Annotated in this window: 15 protein-coding genes and 1 pseudogene; 11 read left to right on the top strand and 5 right to left on the bottom strand. The window is 64.1% G+C overall.

Going from position 1 to position 16,175, the window contains the following annotated elements; translation table 11 throughout:
* Positions 1-92: 92 nt before the first annotated feature.
* Complete coding sequence (locus M2432_RS09550) at positions 93-1,145, bottom strand: zinc-binding dehydrogenase (RefSeq protein ID WP_280826561.1); 1,053 nt, start codon at positions 1,143-1,145, stop codon at positions 93-95.
* Positions 1,146-1,262: 117 nt separating this feature from the next.
* Between M2432_RS09550 and M2432_RS09545 the strand changes: the two genes are divergently transcribed.
* On the top strand, positions 1,263-2,057 hold the full coding sequence (locus M2432_RS09545) for a helix-turn-helix domain-containing protein (protein ID WP_280826715.1): 795 nt from the start codon (positions 1,263-1,265) through the stop codon (positions 2,055-2,057).
* Here M2432_RS09545 and M2432_RS09540 read toward each other — a convergent pair.
* Positions 2,046-2,654: a TetR/AcrR family transcriptional regulator gene (locus M2432_RS09540; RefSeq protein WP_280826714.1), complete on the bottom strand. Its 609-nt coding sequence runs from the start codon at positions 2,652-2,654 to the stop codon at positions 2,046-2,048. The two genes, M2432_RS09545 and M2432_RS09540, sit on opposite strands and share 12 nt — an antisense overlap.
* Positions 2,655-2,867: 213 nt before the next feature.
* Here M2432_RS09540 and M2432_RS09535 point away from each other — a divergent pair, with 213 nt between their 5' ends.
* Genes M2432_RS09535 through hrpA form a run of 5 tightly spaced genes read left to right on the top strand, consistent with a single transcriptional unit; the run spans position 2,868 to position 9,252 of the window.
* The gene (locus tag M2432_RS09535) at positions 2,868-3,614 is read left to right on the top strand and encodes a hypothetical protein (protein WP_280826560.1); all 747 of its coding nucleotides are present in this window, start codon (positions 2,868-2,870) and stop codon (positions 3,612-3,614) included.
* On the top strand, positions 3,611-4,354 hold the full coding sequence (locus tag M2432_RS09530; RefSeq protein ID WP_280826559.1) for a hypothetical protein: 744 nt from the start codon (positions 3,611-3,613) through the stop codon (positions 4,352-4,354). The genes M2432_RS09535 and M2432_RS09530 overlap by 4 nt, the downstream gene beginning before the upstream one ends.
* Before the next feature lie 13 nt (positions 4,355-4,367).
* The gene (locus tag M2432_RS09525) at positions 4,368-4,958 is read left to right on the top strand and encodes a cytochrome c oxidase subunit 3 (RefSeq protein ID WP_280826558.1); all 591 of its coding nucleotides are present in this window, start codon (positions 4,368-4,370) and stop codon (positions 4,956-4,958) included.
* Between the two features lie 3 nt (positions 4,959-4,961).
* Positions 4,962-5,237: a cytochrome C oxidase subunit IV family protein gene (locus M2432_RS09520; protein WP_280826557.1), complete on the top strand. Its 276-nt coding sequence runs from the start codon at positions 4,962-4,964 to the stop codon at positions 5,235-5,237.
* A gap of 40 nt (positions 5,238-5,277) precedes the next feature.
* On the top strand, positions 5,278-9,252 hold the full coding sequence (hrpA, locus tag M2432_RS09515; RefSeq protein ID WP_280826556.1) for an ATP-dependent RNA helicase HrpA: 3,975 nt from the start codon (positions 5,278-5,280) through the stop codon (positions 9,250-9,252).
* Positions 9,253-9,449: 197 nt separating this feature from the next.
* On the opposite strand, the gene M2432_RS09510 is transcribed toward hrpA, so the two are convergent.
* Together M2432_RS09510 and M2432_RS09505 are read right to left on the bottom strand one after the other, a co-directional pair.
* On the bottom strand, positions 9,450-10,562 hold the full coding sequence (locus tag M2432_RS09510; protein ID WP_280826555.1) for a DUF1214 domain-containing protein: 1,113 nt from the start codon (positions 10,560-10,562) through the stop codon (positions 9,450-9,452).
* Entirely contained in the window at positions 10,559-11,134 is a 576-nt protein-coding gene (locus M2432_RS09505; protein ID WP_280826554.1) for a TetR/AcrR family transcriptional regulator, read from the bottom strand. The genes M2432_RS09510 and M2432_RS09505 overlap by 4 nt, the downstream gene beginning before the upstream one ends.
* Positions 11,135-11,161: 27 nt before the next feature.
* Between M2432_RS09505 and M2432_RS09500 the strand changes: the two genes are divergently transcribed.
* Positions 11,162-12,406, top strand: coding sequence for a sulfotransferase (locus M2432_RS09500; protein ID WP_280826553.1), 1,245 nt, complete (start codon positions 11,162-11,164; stop codon positions 12,404-12,406).
* Positions 12,407-12,607: 201 nt separating this feature from the next.
* Entirely contained in the window at positions 12,608-13,294 is a 687-nt protein-coding gene (locus tag M2432_RS09495; RefSeq protein WP_280826713.1) for an Rv3717 family N-acetylmuramoyl-L-alanine amidase, read from the top strand.
* A 4-nt stretch (positions 13,295-13,298) separates the two neighbouring features.
* Here M2432_RS09495 and M2432_RS09490 read toward each other — a convergent pair whose 3' ends face one another.
* Positions 13,299-13,985: a DUF998 domain-containing protein gene (locus M2432_RS09490; RefSeq protein ID WP_280826552.1), complete on the bottom strand. Its 687-nt coding sequence runs from the start codon at positions 13,983-13,985 to the stop codon at positions 13,299-13,301.
* Between the two features lie 122 nt (positions 13,986-14,107).
* Between M2432_RS09490 and M2432_RS09485 the strand changes: the two genes are divergently transcribed.
* The 3 genes and pseudogenes from M2432_RS09485 to M2432_RS09475 all read left to right on the top strand — a co-directional run bounded on the left by M2432_RS09485 (position 14,108) and on the right by M2432_RS09475 (position 16,159).
* Positions 14,108-14,701 carry a TetR/AcrR family transcriptional regulator gene (locus tag M2432_RS09485; protein WP_280826551.1) on the top strand — a complete coding sequence of 198 codons (594 nt, stop codon included), beginning with the start codon at positions 14,108-14,110 and terminating at the stop codon, positions 14,699-14,701.
* A 79-nt stretch (positions 14,702-14,780) separates the two neighbouring features.
* Positions 14,781-15,041: pseudogene (locus M2432_RS09480) on the top strand (SDR family NAD(P)-dependent oxidoreductase); the annotation flags it as partial.
* 14 nt (positions 15,042-15,055) lie between these two features.
* Positions 15,056-16,159 carry an FAD-dependent oxidoreductase gene (locus tag M2432_RS09475; protein WP_280826550.1) on the top strand — a complete coding sequence of 368 codons (1,104 nt, stop codon included), beginning with the start codon at positions 15,056-15,058 and terminating at the stop codon, positions 16,157-16,159.
* Positions 16,160-16,175 lie beyond the last annotated feature (16 nt).

Raw genomic sequence — 16,175 nt, 5'->3', positions numbered from 1 at the left:
GCCTTCGCTACTCGCTGCCCGGTCATGCGTGATCCGCCTTCGCTACTCGCTGCCCGGTCATGCGTGATCCGCCTTCGCTACTCGCTGCCCGCTCATCGGGACTCTCCATTCGGGTGCACCATGATTCGTGGCGGGCCTGCGGACCGGCGGGCCAGGTCGATTGCTTCGGGTACCTCATCGAGCGTGACCACCCGCCCGATGCTCGGCGTCGGGTCCAGCTCGCCGGCGGCTATCGCGTCCAACGTGCCGTACCAGTCCTGCGGCCAGGGTCCGCCGCCGAACTGCAGAGTCACGCCCTGCCGGGTGGCGGCGGTGATGTCGAGGGTGTCCCCGGTGTACCAACCTCCGGCGCAGTAGATCCGGGTACCCATGTCGGCGCTGTTCACCAACTCCTGGATCAGTCCGGAAGCGCCCACACACTCGAAAACCACCGCGGGACCCCACATGTTGCGTTCGGCCCGGACCTCGCGAACCGCGTCCAGTGGTGCCTGATGCGCCGGGTCGACAGCGAAGTGTGCACCAAATCCGCTGCGCGCCAGCTCGCGTCGGTCAGCCTGGTAGTCCGATACCAGTATCGGGGCGATGCCGCGGCGAGCCAGGGCGGCTACCGTAGACAGGCCGATGGCGCCGGCCCCGATCACGATCGGTACCTCGTCGGGCTGCACGTTGGCACTGCGAACGTAGAACTCGCCCACGGCAAAGGCATCGGTCAATGCCACCGCGTCATCGGAAACTGCGGATTGTGTTGCCCGCGCGATGGATTCGGACACCACCAGCAGTTCGGCGAAGCTGCCCGGCGTCTCGGGGTGCTGGCCGATTATGTGCGCGCCGTCGGCGCCGCCGTTGACCAGCCGAATGGGGATTGAGGTCACGCGGGTTCCCAGCGGGAACTGGTCGCTACAGCCGGGGCCGTGCCCGATGACCTCGCCGACGAACTCGTGGCCCAACACCACATCGCGGTCGGCGTCGTACAGCGACCGGCCGGTCGGATCGTGCAGGCTGAGCTCGGGGTAGTCCATGAAGTGCACATCGGAGGCACAAATTGCGGTGCTGCGAATACGCAGCAGTAGTTCGCCCGGACCTGGTTCAGGGTCGGCCACCTCACGCACCTGTAGTGCGCCACCCCGGAGTACGACGGCTCGCATCAGCTACCTGCATTTCTCGAATAACCGAGATAGACTCTCGAAATAACAGTTTGACTGTATGAACTGGCGGAAGGGGAGTCAAGGGTGCGCGGTACGACTTCGGCCCCGACCGGACGGGTGCTCGACATTCTTGAGCTACTGTCCCAGCCCGCCAACGAAGCACTGCGCTTCTCGGATATCGTTGCCGCCCTTGGGCTTACCCAGGCCACCGCGCACGCCATCCTGATGACCCTGTGCGACCGGGGCTGGTTGGTTCGCGACCCGAAGGACAAGACCTTCGCGTTCGGGCCGGCATTCGCGGTGGTGGCCGCTCGAGTTGAGGGTGCCCGCCCGCTGGTCCATGCAGCGCGCCAGGCTGCACAGGAACTCTCAGCGGCGTTGGGCTATGCCGCCTCAGTGGTGGAACGCATAGACGACGAGCTCGTGATCACTGCATTCGAGGGTCAATCATCCGGGGTGCCGGGTGACCGCATCCGCTATGCGCCACCGTTCGGCGTCGCTTTCGCGGCCTGGGACGGTGACGACGGCCAGCAGGATTGGATTGACCGGGCACCCAGCGGTCTCGCCGACCGTCTCAAAGGCGTTCTGGCCCAGACTCGTGAGCGCGGGTATGACGTGGACTGGACGACACCGGAGCTGACCCGTGCCGCGCAGATCGTGGGCAGTCTCCCCAGCGACGGACTGCCGGACCACGTCAGGGGGATCACCGATCAGCTTCTGGCCGAGTTCACCACCATAGGGCTGCAGCCGACGGGCGCACAGCCGGTGGCCACCATCGCTGCCCCGGTGTTCGACCGGAATGGACACGTGGCGCTGATCCTGTCCGTGCACCCACTGCAGACGATGACGCCGCGGCAGGTGGAGGTGGCGGGCCGGCGGGTGATGCGGGCTGCCGGCGGGCTACTTCGGTAGCGCCCGCAATCCGTACATGTACGTCGTGAGGTATTCGTCCAGGGCCCGGGTGCGGAATTCCTTGTCGGTCGGGAGCGAGATGAGCATGGCGTAGAGCCCCACCAGAAATGACACGCCGTTGTGTATGACGTCGACGTCGGCCGGAATCTCGCCGCGGGCCTGCGCCCGTCCGAGTTCGTCGATCACGGCGACGATGACAGGGTGGGTCGACCACTCGTCCGATGTGGGGCGCGTGGTCGAAAAATGGAGCACCAGAACCTCTTTGAATAATCTTGGACCTTGGCGGCGTTCGAGTTTCTCCATAATGCGGACGGTCTCGGTCAGCGTGCCACGCACATCATGGGGCTTGCCGAAAAAGCGCGTCAGCTCGGCTGTCATGCGTTCTTCCTCGCGCCGTTCAACCTCCAAGAGGACGTGCTCCTTGGTGGGGAAGTGGAAGAAGAAGGTGCCGTGTGCCACACCCGCTGCCGAGGCGATCGCGGTTGTGTCGGCTCCTGCCATGCCCTGGCGTTTGAACTCGGCGACGGCCGCTCCGAAGAGCCGTTCCCGGGTCTGCAGGCCTTTGCGGCCACGCTCCGGCGGTTTCGCCTTCAACATGATGAACCATTCTGCCTGTGGGCGCAGGCACTGATTGATAGGGTCGCGCACGTATGCAAAACTGACTGTACTCAGAAAAATGAAGTGGTGCTCCAGTTCGGGGAACGCGGCGTGGTAGCGCCAAAGAGCCTTGGACGTTGCATCTTCTGCCTGGGGCCAGACGTTGAGCGACGTGCAGACAATTCTGATTTCAGTCAGTTTGGAGGGCATGTAATGCAGATACTTGAGCAGGCGCAGGATCTACCGAAAGCCGGAGACCTCAAGGCGCAATGGGTGAGCCTGTGGACCGCCCCGGTCGTCGGGATAGTGCTTCTTGCCGCCGCACTGGCCTTCCCCGGCTTCTGGCCACCGATGTCGCCGACTTGGTCAGCCAACCAGGTGGCCGGGTTCTACGCCGACCACACCGCATGGATCCGGGTGGGCCAGGTGACGTTCAACCTCTGCGGCATCATGATCCTGCCGTTCTTGACAGTGATTGTCGTGCAGATGAAACGCATGAAGGGCCAGAGCCACGTCTTCGCGTACTGCTATCTGACGGCCGTGGTCAGCGGTGCCACCATCTTTGCGCTGTCCAACGTCTTCTTCCTGGTGGCTGCCTTCCGGCCCGATCGCAATCCCGAACTCGTTCAGCTGCTCAACGACCTGGCGTGGATAGTGTTCATCGCTCCGGTCGGCATGGTGGTGAGCCAGTTCGTGCTGCTCGCGCTCTCGATCTACTTCGATGACCGCACAGACCCGGTGTTCCCGCGGTGGGTTGGCCACTTTTCAATGGTCATCGCCGCACTGATGGTGCCGGCTGCGGGAGCGGCGGTCTTTCAGACCGGGCCGCTGGCGTGGAACGGCGTCTGGTCCTTCTGGGTCCGCAATGGTGCCTATGTGGTTTTCGTGATCGTGATGTTCTTCGTGCTGCGCAACGTGTTACGCCGGCAGGCAGTCGATGAGGGTGTGGTCGCCGCATGAGTGTGATTACGCCCGAACAGGTTTCACCGTCGGCCACCGACGGTGGCAAGCGGGACGTCTGGTGGATGACATGGTTCTTCCCGGCGTGGTACACGGTGTTCGGCATCATCATCTGTGTATTGACGCGGGTCACCCCGCCGCCTCGGCCAGATGTCAGCGCGGCCGCCAAGGTCGCCTTCTTTGCCCAGCACCACATGACCATCCAGATCGGCTTCACCCTGCTCCTGGTGCTGCTGGGCGGCGCGGCGATGACCAACGGACTGGTGTGTTACCAGATGAAGCGCATGTCGGTGGGGTCGGTGTTTGCATACGGCTACATCGGTGGGATGAGCGTCGGCGCCATACCCGGATTCCTGTTGGTGACGGTGTGCTTCCTGACCGCGGCATATCGGCCCGACCGCAACCCCGAGCTGACCAGCCTGCTCTACGACCTCGGAATGCTTTCGTACAACGGCTCATTGGGCTGTTTCTCGGTGGCATACCTGGTGCTGGCGATCGCTATTCTCTATGACCGCAACGAGATCTTCCCGAAATGGTTTGCCTACGTGTCCATCTGGCAGATCATCACCGAAGTCATCGCAACGCAGATGTTCGTGTTCCCGTCCGGGCCGTTTGCCTGGAACGGATCGATCGCATTCTGGTGGGCCGTCGTTGTGTTCTGCGTGTGGCTGGTGGCGCTGATCATGCTGCTACGCCGTGCCGCAGCGGCGGAACCCGCGGACGCTCCGGCACTGGACTGAGGTGAGAACTGTTATGACGCAGACTGAACAGGCGACTGAGCGGCTGTCAAAACCTGGCGCCGGAAAGCTCCCCGGCGACAGCCACATGTGGGTGATGGTCCTCGGCGACATGGTGATCTTCGCCGGTTACTTCATTGTCTTCGTGATTTACCGGGCCATGAACCGCCAGGAGTTCCTGCTGGCACAGCAGCACCTTGACATCACCGTCGGCGTGACCAACACGGTCGTCCTGGTGACCAGCTCCTGGTTCGTCGCCCGTGCGGTGCAGGCGGTCCGGGCTGGCCAGCCCGACAAGTCAGTGCGGTTGATCCTGGCCGGCGGTGTCGGCGGCGTGTTGTTCATCGGACTGAAGAGCTACGAGTGGGTCCGCAAGATCATTGCCGGGCATACCAATTCGGAGATGTTCTACTCCTTCTACTACGTCATCACCGGCGTGCACATGATTCACGTGCTCATCGGTCTGATCGTGCTGGGAGTGCTGGTTCGCGAGCTGCGTAACCCAGCCGCGCGCCGCCCATGGATGGTGGAGGCCGGCGCAACCTACTGGCACATGGTCGATCTGCTGTGGGTAATCATCTTCGCCCTGTTCTATGTGATGAGGTGACCAGTGAAATCTGAATCGCGCGTGCTGACCTGGGTGTGGGGCGTACTCGTCGTCCTCAGCATCGGAACGGGCTGGCTGGCGCCCGCCGCACACGCCAACCACCTCGCGCAGGCCAGTCTGCCGATCACCGTCCTCGTCCTGGCATTGGCGCTCATCAAGTCCCGCCTGATCATCAGATACTTCATGGAGGTCCGCACCGCGCCGCGCTCGCTAAAGATGGCCACCGACGCTTGGCTGGCCGCGTTGTTCGGTGCCATCATGGTCATCTACCTGGTGTGACGTAAGCCACCGCGGAACCGGACCGCCTATCCTGGGACCGGTGTCCGACCTCCAGCTGCGCGAACGTCTCGATGGTCTGACCATTCGTGACGCGGCTCGGCTGGGCCGGCGGCTGAAGAACCTGCGCGGCGACAGTCCCGAGAAGATCGCCCAGCAGATTGCCGAAGGCGAAGCCCTGGTGGCCGCGCGCCGGGCTGCGGTGCCCACGATTAGCTATCCGGACCTGCCGGTCTCCGAGCGTCGTGACGAGATCGCCCGCGCCATTCGTGAGCACCAAGTGGTGGTCGTGGCCGGTGAGACCGGCTCGGGCAAGACCACCCAGTTGCCCAAGATCTGCCTGGAACTCGGGCGGGGTATCCGTGGCACCATCGGCCACACGCAGCCCCGACGGCTGGCAGCCCGCACCGTCGCCCAGCGCATAGCCGAGGAAACCGGCACCGAACTGGGCGGCGCCATCGGCTACACGGTGCGGTTTACCGATCAAGCCAGCGACCGCACTCTGGTCAAGCTGATGACCGACGGCATTCTGCTCGCGGAGATTCAGCGCGACCGCCAGCTGCTGCGCTACGACACCCTGATTCTGGATGAGGCGCACGAACGCAGTCTCAACATCGACTTCCTGCTGGGCTATCTGCGCGAACTGCTGCCACGTCGGCCTGATCTGAAAGTCATCGTCACCTCGGCGACCATCGAGCCGGAGCGCTTCGCCAAGCACTTCGGCGTTGCCGAACATGGGCTGGGCGGCGTTGCCGAACATGGGCTGGGCGGCGTTGCCGGACATGGGCTGGGCGCCGGTGTCGATGGCCTGGCCGCGCCCATCGTGGAGGTATCGGGCCGCACCTATCCGGTCGAAATCCGCTACCGGCCATTGGAAGTCCCGGTTGTCGTCGAAGACGGTGACGACCCCGACGATCCTGACCACGAAATCGTCCGCACCGAAACGCGCGACCCGACCGAGGCCATCGTCGACGCAGTCCGCGAACTGGAGGCCGAGCCCGCCGGCGATGTATTGGTATTCCTGTCCGGTGAACGCGAAATCCGGGATACCGCAGAGGCTTTGCGCGACGCATTGCGTGGCGATGTGTTCCCGACCGAGATTCTGCCACTGTATGCCAGGCTGCCAACCGCCGAGCAACAACGGGTGTTCCATCCGAAGGCCGGTGGACCGCGCCGAATTGTGTTGGCTACCAACGTCGCTGAAACCTCGCTGACCGTCCCGGGCATCAGATACGTGGTGGACCCGGGAACCGCCCGGATTTCCCGATACAGCCGGCGCACCAAAGTGCAGAGGCTGCCGATCGAACCGATTTCGCAGGCGTCTGCTGCGCAACGGTCCGGTCGGTCGGGTCGCACCGCCCCGGGTGTGTGCATCAGGCTCTACTCAGAGGCCGATTTCGAGTCGCGGCCGCGATACACAGACCCGGAGATTCTGCGCACAAACCTGAGTGCGGTCATCCTGCAGATGTCCGCGTTGGGTCTGGGGAACATTGAGGCGTTCCCGTTCCTCGATCCACCGGACGCTCGCAGCATCCGCGACGGCATCCAGCTGCTTCAGGAACTGGGTGCGTTCGATGCCACGGGCGCCATCACCGACGTCGGCCGGCGGTTGGCCCGGCTACCTCTGGACCCGCGGGTCGGCAGGATGATCCTGCAGGCTGACACCGAAGGATGTGTGCGCGAGGTGCTGGTACTGGCTGCCGCTTTGTCGATCCCGGACCCACGGGAACGGCCCGCCGACCGTGAAGAGGCCGCCCGGCAGAAGCATGCCCGGTTCGCCGACGAGCACTCGGACTTCATCTCGTACCTGAACTTGTGGAACTACCTCCGTGAACAGCGAAACCAATTGTCCGGCAGTGCTTTCCGTCGGATGTGTCGAGAAGAGTTCCTGCACTACCTGCGGATCCGGGAGTGGCAGGATCTGGTGGGTCAATTGCGCAGCATCGCCGGCGATCTCGGTATCCGCGAATCCAGCGAGCCGGCTGATGCCGCACGGGTACACAGTGCGTTGATCGCTGGACTGCTGTCGCATGTCGGACTTCGCGAGGGAGAAACGCGGGATTACCAAGGTGCCCGCAATTCTCGCTTCGTCCTGGCGCCGGGCTCGGTCCTGACAAAGAGGCCGCCGCGCTGGATCGTGGTCGCCGATCTGGTCGAGACCAGCCGCTTGTTTGGCCGGATCGCCGCGCGGATCGAACCCGAGGCGGTGGAGCGAGTTGCCGGAGATTTGTTGCAGCGCACCTACAGTGAGCCGCATTGGGATGCCAAGCGCGGCGCGGTGATGGCGTTCGAGCGCGTGACGCTGTACGGACTGCCCCTGGTGCCACGACGTCGGGTCGGTTACGGCCAGGTGGATCCCGTGACCGCGCGCGAGTTGTTCATCCGGCACGCGCTGGTTGAAGGCGACTGGCAGACCCGGCACCACTTCTTCCGGGACAACGCCCGATTGCGGGCCGAGCTGGAGGAGATGGAGGAGCGCGCGCGTCGTCGGGATCTGCTGGTCGGCGACGAAGAGGTGTTCGCCTTCTACAACCAGCGGATACCTGAAAGTGCAGTATCAGCAGGGCATTTCGATGCCTGGTGGAAGAAGGAACGGCACCAGACTCCGGATCTGCTGACCTTTACCCGCAACGACCTGTTGCGGACCGAGACCTCAGACGACCAGCCGGATACCTGGCAGACCGGTGATCTGGAGTTGCCGCTGAGCTACCGGTATGAGCCGGGTGCCACCGACGATGGTGTGACGGTGCATGTTCCGGTGGAGGTGCTGGCTCGGCTGGGCGGAGACGGATTCGCCTGGCAGGTACCGGCGTTGCGCGAAGAGTTGGTCACCACGCTGATCAAATCGCTGCCGAAAGACTTGCGCCGAAACTTCGTGCCGGCACCGGACACCGCACGGGCCCTGGTCCCACACATCGACCCTGGCGAGGGGTCGCTGCTCGAGGCAGTGCAGCGGGAATTGCACAGGAGCACAGGCATTCTGGTGCCGATCGACTCCTTTGATCTGACCAAGGTGCCGGACCACCTGCGGGTCACCTTTGCCGTCGAATCGGGCGGGAAGGTGGTGGCGCGTGGTAAGGACCTGAACGCGCTGCACGACAAGCTTGCCGGGTCGGTACGCCAGGCGGTGGCCGGAGCCGTCGCCGGAGACCTGGAGCGCACCGGGTTGCGGGCCTGGCCGGAGGATCTCGCTGAGCTACCCCGCGCCGTTGAGAGCACCGCGGGTGGGCACACCGTTCGAGGCTTCCCCGCGTTGGTGGACACCGGAGCGGCGGTGGATATCCGGGTTTTCCCAACCCAGGCCGAGCAGGCTGCGGCGATGGCTCCGGGTGTGCGCCGGCTGTTGCGGCTGGTGGTGGCGTCACCTGTCAAGGCAGTCGAGCGTGCGTTGAATCCCCGAACTCGGCTCGCGTTGTCCAGCAACCCCGACGGCACGCTGGGGGCCCTGCTGGACGACTGCGCCGATGCGGCGACGATGCTGCTGGCCCCCAACCCGGTATGGACCGCAGCGGACTTCGACGCACTGCATCAACAGGTTTCGGCCAAGTTGGTTCCGACCACCAGGGATGTCGTCGGCCGGATCGAGCGGGTGTTGACCGCCGCGCATGCGGCCCAGGTCACGCTGCCGGACAAGCCGACGGCTGCCCAAGCCGATGCGGTCGCCGATATCCGCGCCCAATTGGCGACCCTGTTGCCCAAAGGGTTTGTCATGGCAACGGGCGTCAACCACCTGGCCGACCTGACCCGGTACCTGACGGCCATCGGCCGACGATTGGAACGACTGCCGCAGGGCTTGGTGGCCGACCGTGAGCGGATGGATCGGGTGCACGCCGTACAGGAAGCCTATGACGAGTTGCGCCAGGCGCTTTCGCCGCTTCGCTGCCAGGGTCAAGATGTGCGCGACATTGCCCGACAGATCGAAGAACTGCGGGTCAGTCTGTGGGCACAGCAGCTGGGCACGCCACGGCCGGTCAGCGAGCAGCGGATCCACCGGGCCATCGACGCCATTCAACCGTGATTTCTGCGCGCGCCAATTCGCAACTGCCACATCATTCCCGCCGCAAAGTGAGGTGCGTGTTGCCCGCCTCTATGCGACAACTTTTGTGAGACAACGGATTGTCGCACAGAGGCGGGCAACTCGACCCAGCTTCCAACCGTGGGCTGAATTGACAGATGTGACCAAAAGTCCCTGTCCCCAAGAAAATCTCGGCGTGCTCAGGACACCTGGGTCGGGGCGTCGGCGACCTTGACCAACTGAACCTCGGGTTTGGCCGGCACCTCGTCGGTGAGGAACCACCGGAACGCCAGGATGCCCTGCGGGTAGTCGAGGGTGGTCAGTGAATTCGGGTGTGCAGTAGGTTCTTTCGACAACACGATGGTTATCGAGCCATCAGAGTTCTGCACCGCACTAGACCCGTTGACCGAGCTGCGGGCATCGTTGACGCCGGGGTTGGCCATGAACTGGTTCCACACCACCAGGTTCCAGAATCGGCAGGGCGGCGGGCGATGGGTGATGACAAGTGCCTCGTCGTCGCCCAGTACAAAACTGCCGTATGAGTAGCAGGCATCCCGCGCGGACCAGCCGAAGTTGGCATCCGGAACCTGATAGGGCGCAGCGAATTCATTGGCCAGGTGCGCTGTCGAATGTCCCAGGGAGCCTCCGTCGTCGGGGCGGGTGCCGACGGGCATGGGCATGATCGCGAACAGTGTCCGTATCCAGTTGGCGGCGGCCCGGAATGCGGCTGCTGTGTCGATATCGTTGTGCTGCAGGGGCTCTGGCGCATCCAGCGCCTCGATGTTCCAGCTGACGGGGCGACCGGTCAGCGGGTCGGCCTGGTAGTCGCGGGTCATGAAGACCGCGGCGTCGGGCAGCGGGCCCAGTTCGAAGGAGAAGTTGCCCTCGGCATCGAAATCCAGGTCAGTGTCGCGGATTATCGTCACAACTCGGTCTGACCAAGCACCGGGGGAGGGCTCGTTGTAAGCGGTCAACGACAGGTACACACTGTCGCCCTTGTTACCGCTGATCCGGTAACGACGCTGCGGGTCGACCGGGCACATGAAGTAGTACGCGTCAGTGTTGTCGCCGCCCCAGCGCCGGTCATGCCGGAACGGGGTATTGACCGCAACGAACTGCGGGCGGCCAGGCTCGGGGTACAGGTAGCAGTCCAGCGCCACACCCAGTCCGGTGGCCAGCATGCGGTAGCCGTCGGCGATCTGCCGGTCGTCGGTGACCGCGCGGTCACCCTCCAGGAACGAACGGTCCAGGTCTCGCAGTGTGTCGAGAAGTTCGCGCCAGGCGCCACCGGATTTGGTGCCGGATTCGGTCATTTACCAATACCTTTCAGAATCAGGGTTGCATTGCGATCGATCCAGTCGTCATCGAGTTCCCCACCACGAGTGAGCGCAGCCAGCAGCGCAAGCCCAGCCACCACGTCGGTCAGGTCGGCGGCTGTCACGTCTGCGCGGACCTCACCGCGGGCCGCTGCGGCGGCAAGTCGCTCATTCAGCCCGCGGGTGAGGACATCGCTGAACCGCTCCAGCAGTGCGGCGTGCAGGGTCGGGTCGGTGGTCATCTCGCCGAGCAGTCCAGGTAGCGCCTCCCTGGCCGCAGGGGTGCTCAGGAAAGTGACGGCCCGGCGCATCATCTCGCGGACGTCGCCATCGAGTGAACCGGTGTCCGGCAGTTCGGTGGCTGAGCCGACGGGAAACACCGCCTCGTGAACCATGTGCGCCTTGCTGGGCCAGCGCCGGTAGATCGCCGGTTTGCTGGTACCGGCTCGCCGCGCGATGGCGTCCACGGACAGTGCGGAATACCCGGATTCGCTCAGCATTTCGGCAGTGGCCTGCAGAACTGCATCGGCTATCCGCTGGTCACGGGGGCGCCCAAGCTCTTTCATCATTACGGAACTCATAGTAACATAACTCGTGTGACTGATACCACAGCAGCTGTCGAGCTCGATGATCTGGCCAACCCCACCTTTAGCACCGAGGCGCAGCAGTTCCGCGATTTGATGGCGACAGTGGCGGCGGACTGTCCGCTCGATTCGGATTCTCTGCACGCCAAGGCGACTGCCGATACCGGCCTCGACGACTTCGGTCCGGTCGACTATCGGGAACGGCTGGATGTCTACCTCGCGGCGCTACGTGACATCGATGGCATGAACGGGCCCGGCCTGGTCAACTTCTACGGCCAGCTGCTCCAACTCCTCAAGAACAGACTGCTGTTGACCGATCTGCTGAAGCGCCACCCCGAGATTCACGACATCGAGCTGTTGCCTCCAGTGGCCATCGTCGGTCTACCGCGTACCGGGACCACCCATCTGCACAACCTGCTGGCTGCCGCCGGCACGTTCCGCACTCTGCCGTACTGGGAGTCGGTGGAGCCCTTTCCACTGCAGGCCGAAGCGGGCGTCCAACCGGATCCCCGAATGGCTCGAATGGATGTCGCGGTCAACGTGATGAACATCGTCATGCCGTACTTCCCGCTCATGCACGAGATGACCACCGAGCATGTACACGAGGAAATTCAGTTGCTGGCCAACGACTTTTCCACCATGTTCTTCGAGACACTCTCCGATGTACCGGCCTGGCGCGACTACTACCAGACCCACGATCAGACTCCGCATTACCGGCACATGGTCACCCAGCTGAAGGCGCTGCAGTACCTGCGTGGCGGCCGCCGCTGGCTACTGAAATCGCCTCAGCACCTAGAGCAGATTCCGGTGCTCGATGCCGCACTGCCCGGCGTGGTCGGCATTTTCACGCACCGGGACCCGGTTCCGGTGGCACTGTCGATGATCGCCATGATCACCTATTCGGCCCGCATGCATCGCAGCCCTGTGCCAGTCGAACATATTGCCGCGTATTGGGTCGACCGGCTGGAAGTCATGCTTGGCGCGCTGATCCGGGATCGGGAGGTCATCGGGCCGGACCGGTCCATCGACGTCCGTTTCGACGACTTCATGGCTGACGACCTCGGTGTGACGCAAAGGGTATTTGACCTTGCCGGAGAACAGCTTTCGGGACCTGATCGCGACGCCATGGCGGAATACTTGGCCGAACACCGGCGCGGCAGGCTCGGCCGCGTGATCACCTCGTGCGAGATGTTCGGGCTCGATCCGGACGATCTCCAGCAACGGTTCGCACCCTACGTGCAGCGGTTTTTGTCCTAGCCCGAGACATATTGGTGGTCCATGGAGCGAAAGTTATTGCTTCGTAGCGGAATCGTGTCACGTCGCTCGCGCTTGCCTATTGCGTCGGTACGTAGCATTTGAACAGTGACCAGCAGTCCGTGTGAAAAAGACAGCGGCATCGGGTGCATCTCCCGGCGCCGCATGCTGACCATGGCTGCGGCGGCGCCAGTTTTGGTCGGGATGCCGACGATATTGAATGCGCCCAGGGCAGCGTCAGCAGGTGTCGCCGGCGCGATTGTGTTCCTCGACCCGGGCCACAACGGGGCCAACGATGCCTCGATCACCAAGCAGGTGCCTACTGGTCGGGGCGGTACCAAGGATTGCCAGACCAGCGGAACCACCACCGACGCGGGCTACACCGAGCACACTTTCAACTGGAATGTGGTGCTCATGATTCGGCAGGAACTGAGCAATCTGGGTGTGCGGACCGCCATGTCCCGCGGCAACGACAACGCACTGGGCCCGTGCGTGGATCAGCGTGCGGCGATGGCGAATTCACTGCGCCCGGACGCCATTGTCTCGATTCACGCGGACGGTGGCCCAGCGGGCGGGCACGGATTCCACGTCAACTACTCGAACCCGCCGCTGAACCAGGCGCAGGCCGGCCCTTCCGTGCGGTTCGCCCAGATCATGCGGGACTCGATGGTCGCCGCCGGGCTGACTCCGTCGACCTATATGGGCAACAACGGGCTGTACGGACGAGCTGACCTGGCCGGGCTGAATCTTGCTGAGTACCCGTCAATCCTGGTCGAATGCGGCAACATGAAGAACCCGCAGGAGGGCGCGTTGTTGGCTACACCGCAGGGGCAGCAGACCTACGCGAACGCGGTGGCCCAGGGCATCGTCAACTACCTGCAGCAGCGTTGATGCCCTAGGGTGTCGGTGCCACCGACGCGCCGAGTGGATGCGGCGACCACTGATACATCTGCGCGCACGCGAGCGCAAGCCAGACCCATTCGCAGACCACGGCGAGCCAGAGCAGTGCGATACCGGCGGTGTGGTTCGCCAGTATTACGCCGCCGATGAAGCCGCCGAGTATGCCGATCGCCAGGACGATGCTCAGCGCACCACGGGCCGGTTGGCCGACCGTCCTGCTCCACAATCCATGCGCCAGCGCCGAAGCGGTAATGGTGACGAGTTGTGTTGCCCCGCAAAGCAGATGCATCATCCCGCCGGCAGATGGCGAGCCGGCAACTGCGCCAGGCGGGAAGCCGCTGACTGGGTCAGGCACGAATAGGGCGGCGAGGATTAGTGTGACTCCGGCAGCTATGACAAGGCCGCCCACCGCCAGGCCGCGACCGCTGCGTATCGCCCGCAGGACGCCCATCCCCGCCGCGATCACCATGAGTCCGCACAGCACAAAGTTGGTCCTTTGAATCCACCCCAAGTGACCCAGCATCAGCAGGGACAGGGCGTGGCGCGTGAAGTCGAAACCGGGGCGCGTCGTTCCTAGTACCACGCCGACGACGAGGTAGAAGGGACCGGCGACGACTCCCCAGCCAAGCAGGCTGCGCGTGGCAGCGGCACCGCGGTTTAAGACTGGCTGCGGATTTGGCATCGCAACTCCTGCACTCGTGAGTGTATTAGTGCACTTATCAGTACACTAATTGTGCAAGGGTTGGCGATGCAAGTGCGTGGCTCGGGGAAGGTGGAATGCCAACGGACGGCGAGGATCCCAGGGTGACGCGATCGCGGGCACTGATACTGGATGCGGCCGGGCAGGTGTTCATCGAACTGGGTTACCAGGGTGCCACTGTCGAGCAGGTCGCGGCGCGCGCCGGAGTCGTCAAGCGCACCATCTACAACCTTTACAACGACAAGGAAGCCCTGTTCCGGGCGACCGTCCTGCAGTCAATCTCGATTGCCGAGCGGTTTAGCGCCGATCTGGCCACCGATGTGCGCGCAGTGGCCGAACCTTTGGCGGAACTACCCGCGATCGCCGTCCGGTTGGCAGAAGCCGTTTTGCTCACCAGAGTGCTACCGCTGCGGCGGCTGTTGGTGATGGAGTCGTCTCGGTTCCCGGACCTGGTGGCGCAATACCGAAATCGGGCTCCGGAAGCGGTCATGCGAGCGCTGGCCGATCTGTTCGGCAGCCTCGCCGACCGTGGCCTGCTTCGGCCGAACGATCCATCGCTGGCTGCGGAGCATTTCGCCTTCTTGGTGATGGGCGCCGACCTCGACCGCGGCATGTTCATCCCGGAGATCGATCAGACGCGGATCAGAGAGCGCGCGGTCGCGGGTGCGGCAGCCTTTTTGCGGGCCTACGCCGCCTGATCTGGCCGCCAGACGCTACTGAAATGCCTAGCGGGCCGCTAGCGTTCTGCTTGACCAGTGAAACCACGGAGGTACGACTGTGCACATCGATCTGACCGGAAAAACCGCGTTGGTGACCGGGTCCACCCAGGGCATCGGAGTGGCCATCGCCGAGGGGTTGGGCCGCAGCGCCGCGCGGGTGGTGGTCAACGGCCGCAATGAGGAGCGGGTCAAGGCAGCCGTGGCGGAGGTGACCGGCCGAGGCCTGACCGACGTGGCCGGCGTCGCCGCAGATGTCACCACGGCCGAGGGCGTCGACCATCTCACGCAACAACTCCCGGACGTCGATCCTGCCCTGAACCGTGGTACCCCGTAGTGACCCGCAAACGAATCGTTGTCGCCGGCCTAGGCGACACCGGGATACTGGCCGCAATCCGGCTGGCCGGGCGCGCCGACGTCGTCGGAATCTCGACCAAGCAAGGGCTGGTCAGCGGACAGGAACTCGGTCTACGGGTGTCCCGTCCGGATGACTGGGCTCGGGACTACCTGATCGGATTCCGCCGCTTCCGTGGCTTGGACTCGGTGCGGATTGTCCACGGCGCGTTGACCGGTGCTGATCTGACCGCCCGTACCGTCTCGGTCGCCACAGCCGACGGCACCGAGACCAACGAGCCGTTCGATGCCCTGGTCATCTCGACCGGTACCAGCAACGGCTTCTGGCGTCAGCCGAACGTGCAGTCGGCAGATGCGGTGGCTGCGGATCTGACTGCCACCCACCAGCGGCTGGCTCGGGCCGATCGGATCGCCATAGTGGGAGGTGGGGTTGCCGCGGTGAGCTCTGCGGCGAACCTGGCCCGCACGTTGTCGGACAAGCGGATTGACCTGTACTTCCCTGGCGCCGAGGTACTGCCCGGTTACCATCCCGGGACCAGGGAGCGGATCGAGCACCGGTTGACCGAAGCCGGCGTCCGTTTGCACCCGGGTCATCGTGCGGTGTTGCCCGCCGACCACGATGAAATAACAAGTGGACCAATTGGATTCAGCACCGGACAACCGCCGTCCGAAGCCGATGCGGTGCTCTGGGCAGTTGGCAGGGTGCTGCCCAACACCGGTTGGCTACCACTCGATGTCCTTGACGACGACGGGTTCGTCCGGGTTACCCCGCAGTTGCAGGTGCCTGGTTACCCCGGGGTCTACTCGGTCGGTGATGTCGCGGCCACCGATCCGCTGCGGACCTCGGCCCGCAATGGTGGCGGCGCGCTCGTAGCCCGAAACATCCTGGCCGAATTCGAGTCTCGAAGACTTCGGCGTTACCGGCCGCCGGCCGTCCGCTGGGGATCGGTGCTCGGCCCACAGCCTGATGGGCTGGAGGTGTTCACGCCGTGGGGCCAGGCCCTCCGATTCCCGGCTTGGACGGTCGACCCGGTACTGCAACGAATGGTGGTGCGCCGCGCGCTGTACCGCGGCGTGCGCGATTGAACCCCATTGACTCTGC

Source organism: Mycobacterium sp. OTB74 (genome assembly GCF_029892685.1).
Lineage (GTDB): Bacteria > Actinomycetota > Actinomycetes > Mycobacteriales > Mycobacteriaceae > Mycobacterium.
Note: the sequence above shows the minus strand (reverse complement) of the source record. Positions and strands in the feature narration are given on the sequence as shown.